Below are 16,533 nucleotides of genomic sequence, written 5' to 3'. Positions count from 1 at the left end.
GGCCCGACACGGGACTGATGCACGTCGAGGTGACCGTCAAGGAACCGTCCGGGCGCGGGGTGGCGAGCAGCAGATCGAGGACGTGGAGCCCCGTCCCTGGCTCTCGTCGTCCCCGCCGAGCCGGCTGCTGTCGGGATCGACGTCGGACCCGCCCACGCGAGGACGGGGACACCGATCCGCATACGTGCCGGTCCCGGGGCGGGCACCACGTTCCCGGGATCGCTCAGGCGATCGTGAGCACGACCTTGCTGGATCCGCGGCCCGCCGCCGCCTCGAAGGCGGCCTCCGCCTGGTCGAGGGGGAACTCGTCGCTGATCACCTGCTCGGCCTCGGGCGTGGTCGCGAGCAGCTCCACGGCGCGCTCGATCTCGTCGACGAAGCGGAAGGTGCCGCGGTAGTCGATCTCACGGGTGACGAGGGCCGCGAGGGTCACCTGGACGGGGGTCGTGGGCAGGTTGCCCACCTGCACGACCACGGAGGCGCGGGCGGCGTTGCGCAGGATCCCCTCGAGGGAGGGGGCGACGCCGGCGGCCTCGAAGGCGACGGTGGACTCCTCGTCGAGGTCGTCGGGGGACTCGGCGGCGACGTCGGCCCCGAGGGTGAGCGCGCGCTCGCGGGCCACCTCGGAGAGGTCCACCGCGGTGATGCGGCGGGCGCCCGCGGCGCGGGCCGCGAGCACGACGAGCAGGCCCACGGGGCCGCAGCCGCTCACGAGCACGTGCTGGCCGGTGACGTCCCCGGCGCGGGAGACGGCGTGCATGGCGACGCCGAGCGGCTCGGCGAGCACGGCCCGCCGGGTCGAGAGGCCCTCGGGGAGCGGCACGACCTGGTCCGCGTCGACGGTGACCGACTCGGCGAAGGCGCCGTCGGTGTGCGGCTCGTGCTGGGCGGAGCCGAAGTAGGTCAGCTGCGGGTGGAGGTTCTCGCGGCCGGCGAGGCGCTCGGGGAGCTCGCCGTGCGTGCGGGCCGGGTGGACGGTGACGCCCTGGCCCACGGCGAGGCCGGTGACGCCCTCGCCGAGCTCCGCCACGCGGCCGGAGATCTCGTGGCCGAGCACGAAGGGGTGGCGCATGAGGGCGGTGCCGGTGCCGCCGTGCTTCCAGTAGCCGAGGTCCGATCCGCAGATGCCGCCGTACTCGACGGCGATGCGGACCTGGCCGGGGCCGGGCGGGACGATCTCTCGCTCGGCGAGGCGGAGGTCGCGGACGGCGTGGATCTCGAGGCTGCGCATGAGGGGGGTCCTTCCAGGATCGGGATGGGTCGTTCGGTGGGTGGGGTGGTCAGCGGGGGACGGCGAAGCCGGCGGCGGCGGTCATGTGCGCGTCCATCGCGGCGGCCGCGGCGGCGGCGTCCCCGGCGAGGATCGCGGTGACGACGGCGCTGTGCTCGTCGTGCTCGGCGCCGACGAGGCCGCGCTGCTCACGGGTCACGCGCAGCTCGCGCATGGCCCGGAACAGCGGCCCGCTCACGGCGTCGAGCACGCCCTGCAGGGCGAGGTTGCCGGAGAGGCGGGCGACGAGCGCATGGAGCTCGAGGTCCAGCCGCGGGTACTCCTCGGCGTCGCCGAGCGCCTCCCCCATCCGGGCGAGCAGCTCCTCGAGCTGCTCGCGCCCGGCGGGATCGGCGGCGAGGCGATCCGCCGCGAGGGAGGCCGCGCGCACCTCGAGCGGAGCACGGAGGTCCATGAGCACGAGGAAGCCGTCCCCGGGGGTGTCGCGGATCGCGCGGGAGAGGTAGAAGCGCACGATCGAGCTGTCCGGGGGCCGGACGCGGGCGGCACGGCCGTTGCTGATCTCGACGATGCCGAGGGCCGCGAGGGCGGAGAGCGCCTCGCGCACCACGGCCTTGGAGACCCCGAACCGCTCCGCGAGGGTTCCCGCGGAGGGGAGGGCGTCCCCGGCGCCGAGGTGCTCGTCGTCGATGAGCGCGAGCACCGCGTCCCGTGCCCGGTCCACCAGGGTCTCGCGGGACAGGCCTACGGAGCCGTCGGCCGTCGAGGACGCCGCGAGATGGCGGCGGGCGGCGTCGCCGAGCGGGAAGCCCGCGCCCTCGACGGCGGTCTCAGAAGGCATTGACCAGTCCGATCACGCCCACCGCGATGATCGCCGCGGCGGAGATCCACAGCATGACCTCCGTGGGGCGGCCGTCGCGGATCCGCGGGTCCGTCTGGGTGCGCGCGAGGTAGACCGTCGCGATGGCGGCACCGATCAGGTACACCGCGTTGAGGATGCCGGCGATGATCACGAGCAGCAGCGGGGAGGAGGCGATGGTGCCCAGCAGGCCCCAGCCGATCGGCAGGATGATCATGATGATCCGCTGCCAGCGGTTCCGGGCGGTCTGGTCGCGCCAGTCGTAGGCGCCGAAGACGGCGAGGGTCTGGCCCACGATCCGGCTGAGGCTCGGGACGTTCGCGAGGATCGTCTTGAACAGCGCGAGCCCGGCGCCCACGAGGAAGAGCACGCCGCCCCAGGTGCCGACGGCGGAGTCGAAGATCGAGGAGATCGTCACCATGACCTCGTTGCCCTCGGGGACGAGCCCCTGCGGGTGCAGCACGGCCGCGCCGAGCACGTAGAAGGCGGCGGTGGAGGCGGTGTAGACGACCCAGCTGACCCAGGCGTCGACCTTCATGACGGAGATCCAGCCGCGGGCGCGGGTGACCCAGCCGGGGGTGCCGTCGTTCGGGCCGGTCCAGGCGGCGTAGCCCTTCTCGACGACCCAGTAGGTGTAGGCGGTGGTCTCGCCGGCGCCCACGCCGGTCATGCCGAACATGGCGATGGCGACGCCGATCGCGCCCGCCGCGACCTGGAAGCGCAGGCCGCCGCCGAGGTCGCCGAGCGTCCAGGCGAACTGCGTGCCCTGGAGCAGGAAGACCATGGCGATCGCGAAGAGCGTCACGGCCAGGACGAGCACGGTGGAGATGCGCTCGACGACCGCGTAGCGGTTCAGGGAGTGGATGGCGATCGCGACGACGACGAGGATCGCGACCCAGGTGCCGATCGAGAGCAGCGAGTACGGCTCGGGGCCGATCGGCAGGAGCGAGGAGAAGGCGAAGGCCGAGGCGCTGATGACGCCCGCCTGGCCGATGAAGAACTGCAGGAGCATGAGCAGCTGGAGCCAGGCGATCCAGCCGCGCCTCCCGATCCTGGGCGGGACGTCGTCGTAGCCGTCCACGGCGGTGCGGCCGGTGGAGATGGACCAGCGGGCGAGCTCGATCTGCACCCAGACCTTGAGGAAGGTGGAGACGAGCACGAGCCACAGGAGCATGAAGCCGACGGTCGCGCCGAGGGCGGTGGCGGTCAGCAGCTCGCCGGAGCCGACGACGGCGGCGGAGGTGATCATGCCCGGGCCGAGGAACTTCAGCTTGCCCCGCAGGGTGGAGGGCGGCTCGGCGATCTGCGAGCCGTCCACGACGTAGGGGTCCACCTCCTTGGACAGGATGGTGGTGCTGGGGGCGTCCGCGGGGGCGGGGCCGGGGGACGTCGTCATCGACGCTTCTCCTTCGTGGGGCGGGGCGCTCGCGGAGGACCGACGGCGCCGTACTCGCGCAACCTATCAGATAGCTCGACAGGTGTGATGCTGCGGTCCGTCAGTGCTCGATCGTGGGAGGATTCGGGACATGACGAACCCCGCCGCCGGCACCGATCTCGCCGCCCTCATCGACCACACCCTGCTCAAGCCCGAGGCCACCCGCGAGGACGCCCTCGCCCTCGCCCGCGAGGCGGAGGAGCTCGGCACCTACTCCATCTGCGTCTCCCCGTCGATGCTGCCGATCGAGACGACCGTGAAGGTCGCGACCGTCTGCGGCTTCCCCTCGGGTCAGCACGCCCCCTCCATCAAGGCCGCCGAGGCCGCCGACTCCGTGGCCAAGGGCGCCGACGAGGTCGACATGGTCATCAACGTGGGCCTCGCCCGCGCCGGTGAGGACCAGGCGCTCGAGGCGGAGATCCGCGCCGTGCGCGAGGCCGCCCCGGCCCCCGTGGTGCTCAAGGTGATCATCGAGTCCGCCGCGCTCACCGACGAGCAGATCGTCGCCGCCTGCGAGGCCTCCGAGCGCGCCGGCGCCGACTTCGTGAAGACCTCCACCGGCTTCCACCCCGCGGGCGGCGCGAGCGAGCATGCTGTCCAGCTCATGCGAGCGACCGTGGGCGACCGCCTCGGCGTGAAGGCCTCCGGCGGCATCCGCACCCGCGAGGCCGCGGAGGCGATGGTCGCCGCGGGCGCGAGCCGCCTGGGCCTGTCCTCCTCGCGCGCGATCCTCGACGGCGGGACCGGCACCGGCTACTGAGCAGCAGCCCGCACACTCGCGACGGAGGGCGGCCGGGACCACGTGGTCCCGGCCGCCCTCCCGCGTCGGTGCGCTCCTCGAGGCCCCGTGCTCAGGCGCCCGTGAGCGCCGTACGCATGTCCTCCGTGATCGCGGCGAGATGCTCCGCGGCGGCGACGCGGACCGTCCCGAGGGCGGCGTCGCCGGCCCCCGCGGCGACCTCCTCGTGGACCTCGATGTAGCACTTGAGCTTCGGCTCGGTGCCCGAGGGGCGCACGATCACGCGGGCGTCGTCCGCCGTCGCGAGCAGCACGCCGTCGGTCGCGGGGAGGCCCGTGGTCTCCACGGAGCCCTCGGCGAGGTCCTGCACCTCGGTCACCTCGGAGCCCGCGAGGGAGACGGGCGGCCGCTCGCGCAGGCGCGCCATCATGACGTCGCGGTCCGAGAGGTCCGTGACGCGCAGGGACAGCTGCGAGGTCGCGAAGAGCCCGTGCTCGCGGGCGAGCGCGTCGAGCCGCCCCACGAGCGTGGTGCCCTCCGCCTTCGCGTACGCGGCCATCTCCGCGACCATGAGGGCTGCGGAGAGTCCGTCCTTGTCCTTGACGACCTGCGGCAGCACGCAGTACCCGATCGCCTCCTCGTAGCCGAAGACGATGCCGGCGGCGCGGGCGATCCACTTGAAGCCCGTGAGGGTCGTCGCGGCCCTCGCGCCGGCCGCCTCGGCGATCCGGCCCAGCCAGCGGCTCGAGACGACCGAGTTCGCGACCGTGCCCCGATAGCCGTGGCGGCGCAGCAGGTGGTCGCCCAGCAGCACGCCCAGCTCGTCGCCGGTGAGCATCCGCCAGTCCCCGAGGTGCGGGTCGAGGACCGCCGCGGCGCAGCGGTCCGCGTCCGGGTCGTTCGCGACGACGACGTCCGCCTCGACGGTGCGGGCGAGCTCGAGGGCCAGGTCGATCGCACCGGGCTCCTCCGGGTTCGGGAAGGCGACCGTGGGGAAGTCGGGATCCGGGTCCGCCTGCTTGCCGACGGTGTGCACGTCCGTGAAGCCCGTGCGGTGCAGGGCCGCGACGGCCGTCTCGGTGCCCACGCCGTGCATGGCCGTGTGGACGATCCGCACGGACCGCCCGCCGCCCACCTCGGCGAGCGCGGGCAGATCCACGAGGGCGCAGATCGCCTCGAGGTAGTCCTCGACCAGACTGTCGCCGATCATCTCCGGCTCGGCGTCGTGCGGGATCTCCAGCACGGGGCCGACGGCCTCGATGCTCGCGGCGATCTGCGCGTCCGACGGCGGCACGATCTGCACGCCGTTCCCGTCGGCGTCCGCGGCACGGCCGCCGAGGTAGACCTTGTAGCCGTTGTCCGCCGGCGGATTGTGGGAGGCGGTGACGACGATCCCGGCGTCGGCCCCCAGGTGCCGCACGCCGAAGGCGACGAGCGGGGTGGGCAGCGCCCGGTCCAGCAGCTGCACACGGCAGCCCGCCGCGGCCATGATCGCCGCGGAGCGGTGCGCGAAGTCGCGTGAGCGGTGACGGGCGTCGTGCCCGATCACCACGAGCGGCTCCTCGAGCCCGAGCGTGCCCACGAGGTGGTCGGCGAGCCCGCGGGCGGCGCGGGAGACCACCGCGAGGTTCATGCGCAGGGGACCGGGGCCCATGCGGCCGCGCAGGCCGGCCGTGCCGAACTCGAGGGTGCCGGAGAAGGCGTCGGCGATCTCGGCGACGGCCGACTCGTCACCGCCCTCCGCCTGCTCCAGGAGGCTGCCGAGGACCGCGCGGGTCTCGGCGTCGGGGTCGTCGGCGATCCAGGCGCGCGCCCGCTCCTGCAGCTCGGGCGTGAGGACGGCGGCGCTCATGCCGGTGCGTCCTCCGTGCTCGCCCCGGTGATCCGTCGCACGGTCTCGGCGAGCAGGCGGGAGATGCGGGGACCGGCCTCGCGGCCCGCCTGCAGCACCTCCTCGTGGGAGAGCGGCACAGGGGAGATGCCCGCGGCGAGGTTCGTGACGAGCGAGATGCCGAGCACGTCCAGCCCCGCCTCGCGGGCGGCGATCGCCTCGAGCGCGGTGGACATGCCCACCAGGGTCGCGCCGAGGGTGCGCGCCATGCGGACCTCCGCCGGGGTCTCGTAGGCCGGCCCGTGGAACTGCATGTAGACGCCCTCGGGGAGGTCCGGGTCCACCTCGCGGGCGATGTCGCGCAGGGCGGGGGTGTAGACGTCGGTCATGTCCACGAAGGTCGCGCCGCGCAACGGGGTCGCGCCCGTGTGGTTGATCTGGTCGGCGATGAGCACGGGGGTGCCGGGCTCCCACGACGGGTCGATGCCGCCGCAGCCGTTGGTCAGCACGATCGTGCGGCAGCCGGAGGCCGCCGCGGTGCGCACGCCGTGCACGACCGGGTCCACGCCGGCGCCCTCGTAGTAGTGGGTGCGCGCACCGAGCACGAGGGCGTGGGCGCCGCTGCCCTCCACCTCCACGGAGCGCAGGGTGCCCACGTGGCCGGCGACGGCGGGGGCGCGGAAGCCGGGGATCGTGGTCGCGGGGGCCTGCCAGACGGTCTCGCCGAGGAGGTCCGCGGCGCCGGCCCAGCCGGAGCCGAGCACGAGGGCGACGTCGTGCGAGCCGACGCCGCTGGCCTCGGCGATCGCGGCCGCCGCATCACGGGCGAGGAGGTACGGATCAGGGGTCGAATCGCTCATGGGAGAAACCTAGCGCGGGCCGTGCCCGCCGGGGGACGCCCCCGGTCCCTCCGTTGCCGCCCGCGCGGTGCGGGGCCTGGGCGAGAATGGCACCGTGAGCGATTCCACGACCGCGATCCCCGCCGGAGCACCTCGGATCACCGCCGACGACGGCGGCACCCGCCTGGTGGTGATCGGCGGCGGGCCCGGCGGCTACGAGGCAGCGCTCACCGCCGCCCGACTCGGCGCGGAGGTCGTCCTCGTGAGCGCCGGACCCCTCGGCGGGGCCGCGGTGCTCACGGACGTGGTCCCCTCGAAGACCCTCATCGCGACCACGGACGTCCTCGACCTCGTCGCCGGCTCCGCGGCGCTCGGCATCCGCGACGCCGACACCGCCGGCAGCCCCGGCGCAGGGGCGCTCACCGTGGACCTCGCGGCCGTCAACGCGCGCGTGCGCCGGCTCGCCCGGGCGCAGTCCGCGGACGTCACCGCCGCGCTCGCCGAGGCCGGGGTGCGGACGGTCCTCGGGCGCGGGCACCTCCTCACGCCGGGGCTCGTCGCCGTGCATGCCCTGGTCGGGGCAGGAGCGGAGATCGAGCGGATCGAGGCGGACGCCGTGCTGCTGGCCACGGGCGCCCGTCCCCGTAAGCTCGACGGGTCCCCGCCGGACGGCGAGCGGATCCTCTCCTGGACCCAGCTCTACGACCTCGACGAGCTGCCCTCGCACCTGGTCGTCGTCGGCTCCGGCGTGACCGGCGCCGAGTTCGCAAGCGCCTACCGGGCGCTCGGCTGCGAGGTCACGCTCGTCTCCTCGAGGGACCAGGTCCTCCCCGGCAGCGACCGCGACGCCGCGGCGGTGCTCGAGGAGTCCTTCCGTCGCCGCGGCATCACCGTGCGCTCCCGCTCCCGCGCCGCCTCCGCCCGGGTCGAGGGGGACGGGGTGCGGGTCGCCCTCACCTCGGGGGAGGAGATCCGCGGCAGCCACGTGCTGCTCGCCCTCGGTGCGATCCCCGCGACAGCGGGCATGGGCCTCGAGGAGGCCGGGGTGCGGCTGCGGGAGAGCGGCCACATCGAGACCGACCGGGTCTCCCGCACCTCGGTGCGCGGGGTGTACGCGGCGGGGGACTGCACCGGCGTGCTCCCGCTCGCCTCGGTCGCCGCGATCCAGGGCCGCACCGCCGTGCACCATGCGCTCGGCGAGGCGGTCGCCCCGCTGATCCGGGCCCATGTCGCCTCCGCGGTGTTCACGAGCCCCGAGATCGCGACCGTCGGCGCGAGCGAGCAGGACGTCGCTGACGGCCTCGTCGTCGCCGACGTCCGCTCCTACCCGCTCGGCACGAACGCCCGCGCGAAGATGCAGGGCGTGCGCGAGGGTTTCGTGAAGCTCGTGGTGCGCCACGACTCCGGGACGGTGCTGGGCGGCGTGGTCGTCGCCCCGCGGGCGAGCGAGCTCATCCACCCGATCACCCTCGCCGTCGCCCAGCGGCTCACCGTGGAGCAGCTCGCCGACACCTCGATCGTCTACCCGTCGATGACCGGCTCGCTCGCCGAGGCCGCCCGGCAGATCGCGATGACGCTGGGGGAGTGAGCCGGCCCGGAGTCCTCGCCCCGTCGGGGACGACGCATGAACGTGGCCTCTCGATGGACGCTCTGCCGATCGGCGCCAGGGTGCCGGGCCTCGACCGTCGGCAGGAGGCCGTCACCGGCGGACCGTCGACCGACAGCCTCCGCCAGGAACCGTCAGCAGGGGCTGCCGACCGCAGTCCGTCGTCGATCGCGGACCGCACTCGGGTCGGGGTGCCCTGCAGAAGAACGCGGACATCATGTACATGATGTCCGGGCTTTTCGGAACAGACGGTGCTCGGGAGCCGGCTCGCCCTCGGTGGGGCCGATCTGTCCGCGGACGACCGGCTCGGCCGACGCGTCCGCGGATCAGCGAGGGAGTGGTGGCCCGGCGGTGCCGGTCACCAGCTCGGTCTCAGTCGTCGATGGTGCAGAGCGCGGCGCCGGCGGAGACGGTCGCGCCGACCTCCGCGCTGAGCCCCGTGACGACGCCGGAGCGGTGCGCCGTGATGGGCTGCTCCATCTTCATCGCCTCGAGCACGAGCAGCAGGTCGCCGTCGGCCACCGTCTGTCCCTCCTCGACCTGGACCTTCACGATCGTGCCCTGCATCGGCGCGGTGACCGTGCCGCCGGAGACTGCCGCCTCGCCCGAGGCGCGGTGCTGGCGCTTGCGGCGCTGGCGCACCGCCTGCTGCGGGGCACGCAGGGACGCGGGCAGGGAGATCTCGACGCGGCGACCGTCCACCTCGACGACGACCGCCTCGCGGTCCTCGGGCTCCTCCGGCTGCGCGGGCAGGGAGGCCGGCGGGATCTCCCCGGTGAACTCGGTCTCGATCCAGCGCGTGTGGACCGAGAACGGCGCCTCGGGATCCGCCGGGGCGAAGGCCGGGTCCTCGACGACCACGCGGTGGAAGGGGAGGACCGTGGGCAGACCCTCGATGCGGAACTCGGCGAGCGCCCGGCGGGAGCGCTCGAGCGCCTCCTGCCGGGTCGCGCCGGTGACGACGAGCTTGGCGAGCATCGAGTCGAAGGCGCCGGAGACGACGTCGCCCGAGCGCACCCCGGTCTCCACCCGCACACCCGGGCCGCTCGGCGCGTCGAAGCGGTGCACGGGCCCCGGGGACGGCATGAAGCCGCGGCCCGGGTCCTCGCCGTTGATGCGGAACTCGAAGGAGTGTCCGCGGGCGACGGGGTCCTCCTCGGAGATGCGCTCGCCGGCGGCGATCCGCAGCTGCTCGCGCACGAGGTCCACCCCGGCGACCTCCTCGGTCACCGGGTGCTCGACCTGGAGGCGCGTGTTCACCTCGAGGAAGGAGATGGTGCCGTCCTTGCCGACGAGGAACTCGCACGTCCCCGCGCCGACGTAGCCGGCCTCGCGCAGGATCGCCTTCGAGGAGGAGACCAGCTGCGCGTTCTGCTGCGGCGTGAGGAACGGCGCGGGCGCCTCCTCGACGAGCTTCTGGTGGCGGCGCTGCAGCGAGCAGTCACGGGTGGAGACCACCTGGACGTTGCCGTGCTGGTCCGCGAGGCACTGCGTCTCCACGTGGCGCGGGGAGTCGAGGTAGCGCTCGACGAAGCACTCGCCGCGGCCGAAGGCGGCCGTCGCCTCGCGCACCGCGGAGTCGAACAGCTCGCGGACCTCGCCCTCCTCGCGGGCGACCTTGAGGCCGCGGCCGCCGCCGCCGAAGGCCGCCTTGATGGCGATCGGCAGTCCGTGCTCGCGCGCGAAGGCGACGACCTCGTCGGAGTTCTGGACGGGGTCCTTGGTGCCCGCGACGAGCGGGGCGCCGGCCTTCTGCGCGATGTGCCGCGCGGAGACCTTGTCGCCGAGCTTCTCGATCGCGTCGGGGCTCGGGCCGATCCAGGTCAGCCCGGCGTCGATGACCGCCTGGGCGAAGTCGGCGCGCTCGGAGAGGAACCCGTAGCCCGGGTGGACGGCGTCCGCGCCGGAGCGCTTGGCGACGTCCAGGAGCTTGTCGATGACGAGGTAGGAGCTCGCGGCGGTGGTGCCGCCGAGGGCGTAGGCCTCGTCCGCGATGACGGTGTGCAGGGCGTCGCGGTCCGGGTCCGCGTACACGGCGATCGACCGCAGGCCCGCGTCCTTGCAGGCCCGGGCCACGCGCACCGCGATCTCCCCACGATTGGCGATGAGCACCGTGGTCAGGGGGCGGGGCTTGGGGTGGCGTGAAGCCATGGGGCGAGGGTCCTTCCGGGAGGCGACGACGATCGAGTCTAACGGGGCGGGCGCGCCGATCGGCGCAGGCGGCTCAGCCGGAGACGGCGTCGCCGTCGGCCTCGGGGAGCTCCCACAGATCCATGACGGTCAGCCCGATCCCCGCGAGCAGCTCCCGCAGCAGCGGCAGGGACAGCCCCACCACGGCGTGCGGATCACCGTCGACGCCGGTGACGAAGGGGCCGGCGATCCCGTCGATCGTGAACGCACCGGCGACGCCGAGCGGCTCCCCGGTCTCCACATAGGCCTCGATCTCCTCGTCGGTGACCGCGGCGAAGGTCACCTCGCAGCTGGCCGTCGCGCCGACGGTCGCGCCGGTCCCGCCGTCCTCCTCGTCGCGGTCGTCCACGATCCAGTGGCCCGAGTGCAGCACGGCGGTGCGGCCGCGCAGCCGGTGCCAGCGCTCGACGGCGACCTCCGCCGTGTGCGGCTTGCCGATCGCCTCGCCGTCCAGCTCGAGCATCGAGTCGCAGCCGAGCACCACGTAGCCGCCCTCGCTGCGGGTGGTCGCCGCCTGCGCCTTCTCCCGGGCGAGCAGCAGCACCTCCTCCGCGGCGGTGAGCGGCTCCTCGCCGGCGGCCTCGCGCGCCGCGGCGAGGATCGCCGCCTCGTCGAGGTCCACGGGCAGGGTCGAGTGCGCGATGCGGGCGCCCTCGAGGACGTGGCGGCGGCCCTGCGAGGCGGAGGCGAGCAGCAGCAGCGGCTCGAACCCGTCCTCGGTCGCGGCGGCGGACACGGGGGCGGTGCTCATCAGAGGGCTCCTTCGAGGACGGAGAGGGGGAGGCTGCCGAGCTCGAGGGCGCGGCGGTGGAAGTCGCGGACAGCGCCGGGGGAGGAGTCCGCGGCTGTCGCCCGGTCCCGGATCTGCTCCCAGGTGCGCTGACCGATCTTGTACGACGGCGCCTGCCCCGGCCAGCCGAGGTAGCGGTGCAGCTCGAAGCGGCGCTCGGCCTCCTCGATGCCCCAGTTCTCCGTCATGAAGTCCCAGGCGGTGCGCTCGTCCCACGCACCGCCGTCGGAGCCCGGCACGCCCGTCGGCATGGGCAGTCCCAGGTGCAGGCCGATGTCGAGGACCACGCGCCCGGCGCGCAGGCGCTGCGCGTCGAGCATGCCGAGGCGGTCGCCGTCGTCGTCGAGGTAGCCCAGCTGCTCCATGAGCCGCTCGGCGTACAGGGCCCAGCCCTCGCCGTGCCCGGAGACCCAGCAGAGCATCGCGCGCCAGCGGTTCAGGGAGCCCGCCTGCAGGGTCTGCGTGCCCACCTGCAGGTGATGGCCGGGGACGCCCTCGTGGTAGACGGTCGTGGTCTCCGCCCAGGTGCGGAACTCCTCGGTGCCCGCGGGCACGTCCCACCACATGCGGCCGGGACGGGTGAGGTCCTCGCTGGGGCCCGTGTAGTAGATGCCGCCGGAGCCGGTGCGGGCGATCCGGCACTCGAGCCGGTGCAGCGGCTCGGGGATGTCGAAGTGGGTGCCGGCGAGGTCCGCGATCGCCGTGTCGGAGAGCTGCTGCATCCAGGCCTGGAGCGCGTCGCTGCCGTGGAGGATGCGGGCGGGATCGGCGTTCAGCGCCTCCTTCGCGGCGGCGACGCTGCTGCCGCCGCCGGTGCCGTAGCGCTCGTTGAGGCGCGCGGCGACCTGCTCCTGCTCGGCGATGATCGCGCGTAGCTCCTCGACGCCCCAGGCGTAGGTCTCGTCGAGGTCGATCTCGGTGCCGAGGTAGGTGCGGGAGGCGAGCTGGTAGGCCTCGCGGCCGACGGCGTCCGCCTCGGGCGCTTGCGGCAGCAGCTCCTCGAGGACGTCGGCGATCTCGCGGTACGCGGCGCGGGCCTGATCCGCCGCCTCCCGCACGTGCGCCTTCTGCGCATCGTCGCCGACGGCCTCCTCGGCGAAGGCGTCGAAGAAGCCGCCGCGGGCCGCGTAGCCGCGGGCCTGCTCGGCGCCGAGACGCAGCTGGCGGCGAGCGGAGACGGTGCCCGCGGCGGCGGCCTCGCGCAGCGACTCGGCCCACGTGGACAGGGCGCGCGGGAAGCCGGCCATGCGCTCGGCGACCACCTCCCAGTCCGCGGCGGTCTCCGTCGCCATGAGGTCCAGGACGTCCCGCGACTGCAGCACGGAGGCGAGGTTGTTCACGGCCGCCACGTCGAGGTGCTGCTCGGCGCGCTCGAGCTCGAGGCCCAGGCGCTCCTGGAGCGCCGCGCGGGTCACGGCGTCGACGCCGTCGGCGTCGGGAACCTCGGCGATCGCGGAGAGCAGCTCACGGGAGAGGTCGTGGCGCGCGTGCTCGGCGGCGGGGGAGTAGTCGGTCACCTCCGCGTCGTGGCCGACGATCCCGAGCTGCGTGGAGAGGAACGGGTCCGCCGCGGCGAGGCGGTCGACGTAGGAGTCGGCCAGGGCGTCCAGGGCGGAGGGGGTGCGGCCGGTGGCCGGGGAGTCGCTCGACATGGGTCGCAGTCTAGGTCTCCTGCTGCCGCCGCACGCCCCTCCGATCGAGGTCAGGCCCTCCCGCCGCGGCGGGTGCCGAGATCGATGAGGATCATCTCGGTGTCGTCCGGGGTGCCCGGGCAGCGGGCGTCGTTGCTCGGGTAGTTGTTGTCGTTCGCGATGAGCAGGCGGCCGTCCTCGAGCAGCACGACGGTCTCCACGGACTGCATGGGGAAGGAGAAGGTCTCGCCGACGCCGTAGGCGCCGGGATCCGCCACGAGGCCGATGCCGTCCGGGTTGGGGATCGCGAGAAGGTCGATGACGAGGGTCTTCTCGAGCGTCCCGTCGGCGTCGGTGCGGCGCAGGTCCACCCGGTAGACCTTCTTCGTCACCGCGCCCGGCCCCCACACGTCGTCCCGCTCGAGGATCAGCAGGCGGTGGGGATCCAGGGCGAAGGCGTCGCCCACGAGGTTCCCGGGAAGGTCCGTGCGGTAGGTCCAGCGGCGGTCGGTGTACGCGCGGCGGCGTACGTCGAACTCGAGCACCTCGACGCGGTGCTGGTCCTCCTCGCCGGGGAGGTACCCCTCGAGGATCGGATGCAGGATCTTCCCGTTCGGGGAGGCGGCGAGGGCCTCGAAGCCCTTGCTCGCGCGGACGCTCGGCGTCTCGCCGTCCTCGAGGGACGGGCTCTGCGGGGAGCGCAGGCCGCCCGGGAGCGGGACCGGTGCCTCGAGCAGCGCGCCGTCGGCGTCCGCGTGGAGCAGGAACGGGCCGAACTCCTCGCCGATCCAGAAGCTGCCGTCCTTCGCGAGGACGAGCGACTCGACGTCGAGGTCCGCACCGGTGAGCAGCCGCTCCTCGGTGTGCTCGTGGACGATTGGGAAGTCGAGCACGCGCCGAGGATCCTTCAGGGACACGAAGGAGTCCAGGGAGATCGTGCCCGCCCCGCCGCGGGAGGTCTCCCAGCGCGGGGTCGCCCGGTAGATCCGCAGCAGGAAGTCCGCGGAGTTGGTCTTCGCACCGAAGCCGTTGTCCGGCATCGCCCAGTAGCTCCCGTCGCCGATCTCGACGGCCGCCGAGAACCCGGGGACGACCTGCCCGTCGAACGGACCGGACACCCCGTTCGCGGGGCTCACGGCCGCGCCCGAGACCGGGCCCTCCTCGAGGTGGTCGGAGGGGAGGGTCGCGCGGGCCACGAGCCGCGGACCGCGGTCATGGCCGCGGGAGGGTGCGGCCAGCGCAGGGGAGGCGACGGCGAGCGGGGACACGGCGAGCGCGGCGAGGACGCCGCGGCGGGGGAGGGAGGTCATGGACCGATCCCATCGGCCCCCGGCGACCACGGCATGGCGGCCGCGCGACGTCCGGATGAACGCCGTGCGACGCCCGCGGCGGGGCCGGGCGCGACGGGCGGTCCCCGGCGCGCCGGCGCGCTCAGCGGTCCGCGAAGACCCAGGCCGAGGCGGAGGGGTGGTGGCGCTCGCTGTGCCCGCGGGCGTGCGTGTGCACGGGGGAGGTCCAGGCGCTCTCCTGCACGGGACCGCCGTCGAGCGAGCGCTCCTCCGCCTCGAGGCGGCTCGTGACGCTCATCGCGGAGACGACGACGGCGATCGCCGCGAGCTCGTCGGCCTCGAGGCGGCCGGAGACGAGCCGGACGTCGGACCGCCCGTCGGGACCGCCCTCGGCGGCCGGGGACTCCGTGCTCACAGCGGGATGTTCCCGTGCTTCTTGGTGGGCAGGGAGTCGCGCTTGGTGCGCAGGGCGCGCAGCGCGCGGGCCACCTGGACGCGGGTCTCCGAGGGCTCGATGACCCCGTCGATCCAGCCGCGCTCGGCCGCCGCGTAGGGCGTCGCGAACTGGTCCTCGAACTCGGTCTGCAGGCGCAGCCGCTCCGCCTCGACGTCCCCGCCCTCCTCGGCGACCTGCTTGAGGCCCTGCCGGTGGAGGATGTTCACCGCGCCCTGGGCGCCCATGACCGCGATCTGCGCGGTGGGCCAGGCGAGGTTGACGTCCGCCCCGAGGTCCTTGGACCCCATGACGATGTAGGCGCCGCCGTAGGCCTTGCGGGTGATGACGGTGACCAGGGGGACCGTCGCCTCCGCGTAGGCGTACAGGAGCTTCGCGCCGCGGCGGATGATGCCGCTGTACTCCTGGTCCGTGCCGGGCAGGAACCCGGGGGTGTCCACGAGCGTGAGCACGGGGATGTTGTTCGCGTCGCACAGGCGCACGAAGCGCGCCGCCTTCTCCGAGGCGTCGATGTCGAGCGTGCCGGCGAAGTGCGAGGGCTGGTTCGCGACGATGCCGACGCTGCTGCCCTCGACCCGGCCGAAGCCGACGACGATGTTCTGCGCGTAGCCCGGCTGCACCTCGAGGAACTCGCCGTCGTCGAGGATCGCCCGCCACACCTCGCCCATGTCGTAGGGCTGGTTGGGGGAGTCGGGGATCAGCACGTCCATCGCGCGGTCCTCCGCGGTGGGCTGCTCCTCGAGCGGCGTGGGGAACACGGGCGCGGGGCTCAGCGTGTTCGAGGGGAGGTAGGAGAGCAGGTCCTTGACGTACTCGATCGCCTCGGACTCGTCCGGCGCCATGTAGTGGGCGACGCCCGAGCGGGTGGAGTGGGTGCGCGCCCCGCCGAGCTCCTCGAAGCCGACGTCCTCGCCGGTCACGGTGCGGATGACGTCCGGTCCCGTGATGAACATGTGGGAGGTCTTCTCGACCATGACGATGACGTCGGTGAGGGCCGGGGAGTACACGGCACCGCCCGCGGCCGGTCCCATGATCAGCGAGATCTGCGGGATGACGCCCGAGGCGCGCGTGTTGCGCCGCATGATCCCGGCGAACATGGCGAGCGAGGCCACGCCCTCCTGGATGCGCGCGCCGCCGCCGTCGAGGATGCCGATGATCGGCACCCCGGTGGACAGCGCGAGGTCCTGGATCTTCTGGATCTTGCGGCCGTGCGCCTCGCCCAGGGAGCCGCCCATGACGGTGAAGTCCTGCGAGTACACGCACACCTGGCGGCCGTCGATCGTGCCGTAGCCGGTGACGATGCCGTCACCCGCGGGGCGCTTGCGCTCGAGTCCGAAGGAGTGGGACTGGTGCGCCACGAAGCGGTCGGTCTCGACGAAGGAGCCGTCGTCCAGCAGGTCCTGGATGCGCTCGCGAGCGGTGCCCTTGCCCCGGGCGTGCTGCTTCTGGACGGCGAGACCGTCGGCGTCGGAGACCGCGGCCGCCGAGCGGGCGCGCAGGTCCTCGAGTCGCTGAGCGGTGGTGAGCGGCCGAGGGGCGTCGGACACGGAGCCTCCAACTGCGACCCTGGGGCCGCCTGATCCGGGTGCAGGGGCGCGGGCGGGGTCCGGCGGCAGGCGCGGGTCCACGGCCCGAAACA

The 16,533-nt window shown here is 74.0% G+C and carries 13 protein-coding genes; 2 read left to right on the top strand and 11 right to left on the bottom strand.

Annotated elements, in window-relative coordinates:
- Positions 1-223 precede the first annotated feature (223 nt).
- From ABD080_RS15015 to ABD080_RS15005, 3 genes are read right to left on the bottom strand one after another with little or no spacing between them, the layout of a single operon-like run.
- Entirely contained in the window at positions 224-1,231 is a 1,008-nt protein-coding gene (locus tag ABD080_RS15015; RefSeq protein WP_343906045.1) for an L-idonate 5-dehydrogenase, read from the bottom strand.
- Positions 1,232-1,280: 49 nt separating this feature from the next.
- Entirely contained in the window at positions 1,281-2,072 is a 792-nt protein-coding gene (locus tag ABD080_RS15010; protein WP_343906043.1) for a FadR/GntR family transcriptional regulator, read from the bottom strand.
- The gene (locus ABD080_RS15005) at positions 2,062-3,486 is read right to left on the bottom strand and encodes an Nramp family divalent metal transporter (RefSeq protein WP_240811061.1); all 1,425 of its coding nucleotides are present in this window, start codon (positions 3,484-3,486) and stop codon (positions 2,062-2,064) included. The genes ABD080_RS15010 and ABD080_RS15005 overlap by 11 nt, the downstream gene beginning before the upstream one ends.
- A 130-nt stretch (positions 3,487-3,616) precedes the next feature.
- Here ABD080_RS15005 and deoC point away from each other — a divergent pair, with 130 nt between their 5' ends.
- Positions 3,617-4,285: a deoxyribose-phosphate aldolase gene (deoC, locus tag ABD080_RS15000; protein ID WP_137770329.1), complete on the top strand. Its 669-nt coding sequence runs from the start codon at positions 3,617-3,619 to the stop codon at positions 4,283-4,285.
- A gap of 91 nt (positions 4,286-4,376) precedes the next feature.
- Here deoC and ABD080_RS14995 read toward each other — a convergent pair whose 3' ends face one another.
- Complete coding sequence (locus ABD080_RS14995) at positions 4,377-6,116, bottom strand: phospho-sugar mutase (protein ID WP_343906040.1); 1,740 nt, start codon at positions 6,114-6,116, stop codon at positions 4,377-4,379.
- The gene (locus ABD080_RS14990) at positions 6,113-6,955 is read right to left on the bottom strand and encodes a purine-nucleoside phosphorylase (protein ID WP_137770331.1); all 843 of its coding nucleotides are present in this window, start codon (positions 6,953-6,955) and stop codon (positions 6,113-6,115) included. Before ABD080_RS14990 ends, ABD080_RS14995 begins: the two co-directional genes overlap by 4 nt.
- Positions 6,956-7,049: 94 nt before the next feature.
- Here ABD080_RS14990 and ABD080_RS14985 point away from each other — a divergent pair, with 94 nt between their 5' ends.
- Positions 7,050-8,522 carry an NAD(P)H-quinone dehydrogenase gene (locus ABD080_RS14985; RefSeq protein WP_377827326.1) on the top strand — a complete coding sequence of 491 codons (1,473 nt, stop codon included), beginning with the start codon at positions 7,050-7,052 and terminating at the stop codon, positions 8,520-8,522.
- Positions 8,523-8,912: 390 nt separating this feature from the next.
- Here ABD080_RS14985 and ABD080_RS14980 read toward each other — a convergent pair whose 3' ends face one another.
- The 6 genes from ABD080_RS14980 to ABD080_RS14955 all read right to left on the bottom strand — a co-directional run bounded on the left by ABD080_RS14980 (position 8,913) and on the right by ABD080_RS14955 (position 16,441).
- Positions 8,913-10,691: an acetyl/propionyl/methylcrotonyl-CoA carboxylase subunit alpha gene (locus ABD080_RS14980; protein ID WP_343906038.1), complete on the bottom strand. Its 1,779-nt coding sequence runs from the start codon at positions 10,689-10,691 to the stop codon at positions 8,913-8,915.
- A 73-nt stretch (positions 10,692-10,764) separates the two neighbouring features.
- Positions 10,765-11,481, bottom strand: a complete 717-nt coding sequence (locus tag ABD080_RS14975) for a Maf family protein (RefSeq protein WP_343906035.1) — start codon at positions 11,479-11,481, stop codon at positions 10,765-10,767.
- Entirely contained in the window at positions 11,481-13,172 is a 1,692-nt protein-coding gene (locus ABD080_RS14970; protein ID WP_343906032.1) for a DUF885 domain-containing protein, read from the bottom strand. The genes ABD080_RS14975 and ABD080_RS14970 overlap by 1 nt, the downstream gene beginning before the upstream one ends.
- A 50-nt stretch (positions 13,173-13,222) precedes the next feature.
- Positions 13,223-14,461 carry an esterase-like activity of phytase family protein gene (locus ABD080_RS14965; protein WP_343906029.1) on the bottom strand — a complete coding sequence of 413 codons (1,239 nt, stop codon included), beginning with the start codon at positions 14,459-14,461 and terminating at the stop codon, positions 13,223-13,225.
- 121 nt (positions 14,462-14,582) lie between these two features.
- Positions 14,583-14,855: an acyl-CoA carboxylase epsilon subunit gene (locus tag ABD080_RS14960; protein ID WP_137770336.1), complete on the bottom strand. Its 273-nt coding sequence runs from the start codon at positions 14,853-14,855 to the stop codon at positions 14,583-14,585.
- Positions 14,852-16,441 carry an acyl-CoA carboxylase subunit beta gene (locus ABD080_RS14955; RefSeq protein ID WP_343906028.1) on the bottom strand — a complete coding sequence of 530 codons (1,590 nt, stop codon included), beginning with the start codon at positions 16,439-16,441 and terminating at the stop codon, positions 14,852-14,854. The genes ABD080_RS14960 and ABD080_RS14955 overlap by 4 nt, the downstream gene beginning before the upstream one ends.
- Between the last annotated feature and the right edge of the window lie 92 nt (positions 16,442-16,533).

The sequence above is a fragment of the Brachybacterium rhamnosum genome (genome assembly GCF_039526185.1).
Lineage (GTDB): Bacteria > Actinomycetota > Actinomycetes > Actinomycetales > Dermabacteraceae > Brachybacterium > Brachybacterium rhamnosum.
The sequence above is the reverse complement of the archived record's forward strand: the minus strand, read 5'-3'. Positions and strand labels throughout refer to the sequence as shown.

What these genes read in the sequence shown, in the direction of transcription:
- ABD080_RS15005 (WP_240811061.1), bottom strand. Translation starts at nt 3,486, where the DNA reads ATGACGACGTCCCCCGGCCCCGCCCCCGCGGACGCCCCCAGCACCACC.
- ABD080_RS15015 (WP_343906045.1), bottom strand. Translation starts at nt 1,231, where the DNA reads ATGCGCAGCCTCGAGATCCACGCCGTCCGCGACCTCCGCCTCGCCGAG.
- ABD080_RS14995 (WP_343906040.1), bottom strand. Translation starts at nt 6,116, where the DNA reads ATGAGCGCCGCCGTCCTCACGCCCGAGCTGCAGGAGCGGGCGCGCGCC.
- ABD080_RS14965 (WP_343906029.1), bottom strand. Translation starts at nt 14,461, where the DNA reads ATGACCTCCCTCCCCCGCCGCGGCGTCCTCGCCGCGCTCGCCGTGTCC.
- ABD080_RS14980 (WP_343906038.1), bottom strand. Translation starts at nt 10,691, where the DNA reads ATGGCTTCACGCCACCCCAAGCCCCGCCCCCTGACCACGGTGCTCATC.
- ABD080_RS15010 (WP_343906043.1), bottom strand. Translation starts at nt 2,072, where the DNA reads ATGCCTTCTGAGACCGCCGTCGAGGGCGCGGGCTTCCCGCTCGGCGAC.
- ABD080_RS14990 (WP_137770331.1), bottom strand. Translation starts at nt 6,955, where the DNA reads ATGAGCGATTCGACCCCTGATCCGTACCTCCTCGCCCGTGATGCGGCG.
- ABD080_RS14975 (WP_343906035.1), bottom strand. Translation starts at nt 11,481, where the DNA reads ATGAGCACCGCCCCCGTGTCCGCCGCCGCGACCGAGGACGGGTTCGAG.
- ABD080_RS14970 (WP_343906032.1), bottom strand. Translation starts at nt 13,172, where the DNA reads ATGTCGAGCGACTCCCCGGCCACCGGCCGCACCCCCTCCGCCCTGGAC.
- deoC (WP_137770329.1), top strand. Translation starts at nt 3,617, where the DNA reads ATGACGAACCCCGCCGCCGGCACCGATCTCGCCGCCCTCATCGACCAC.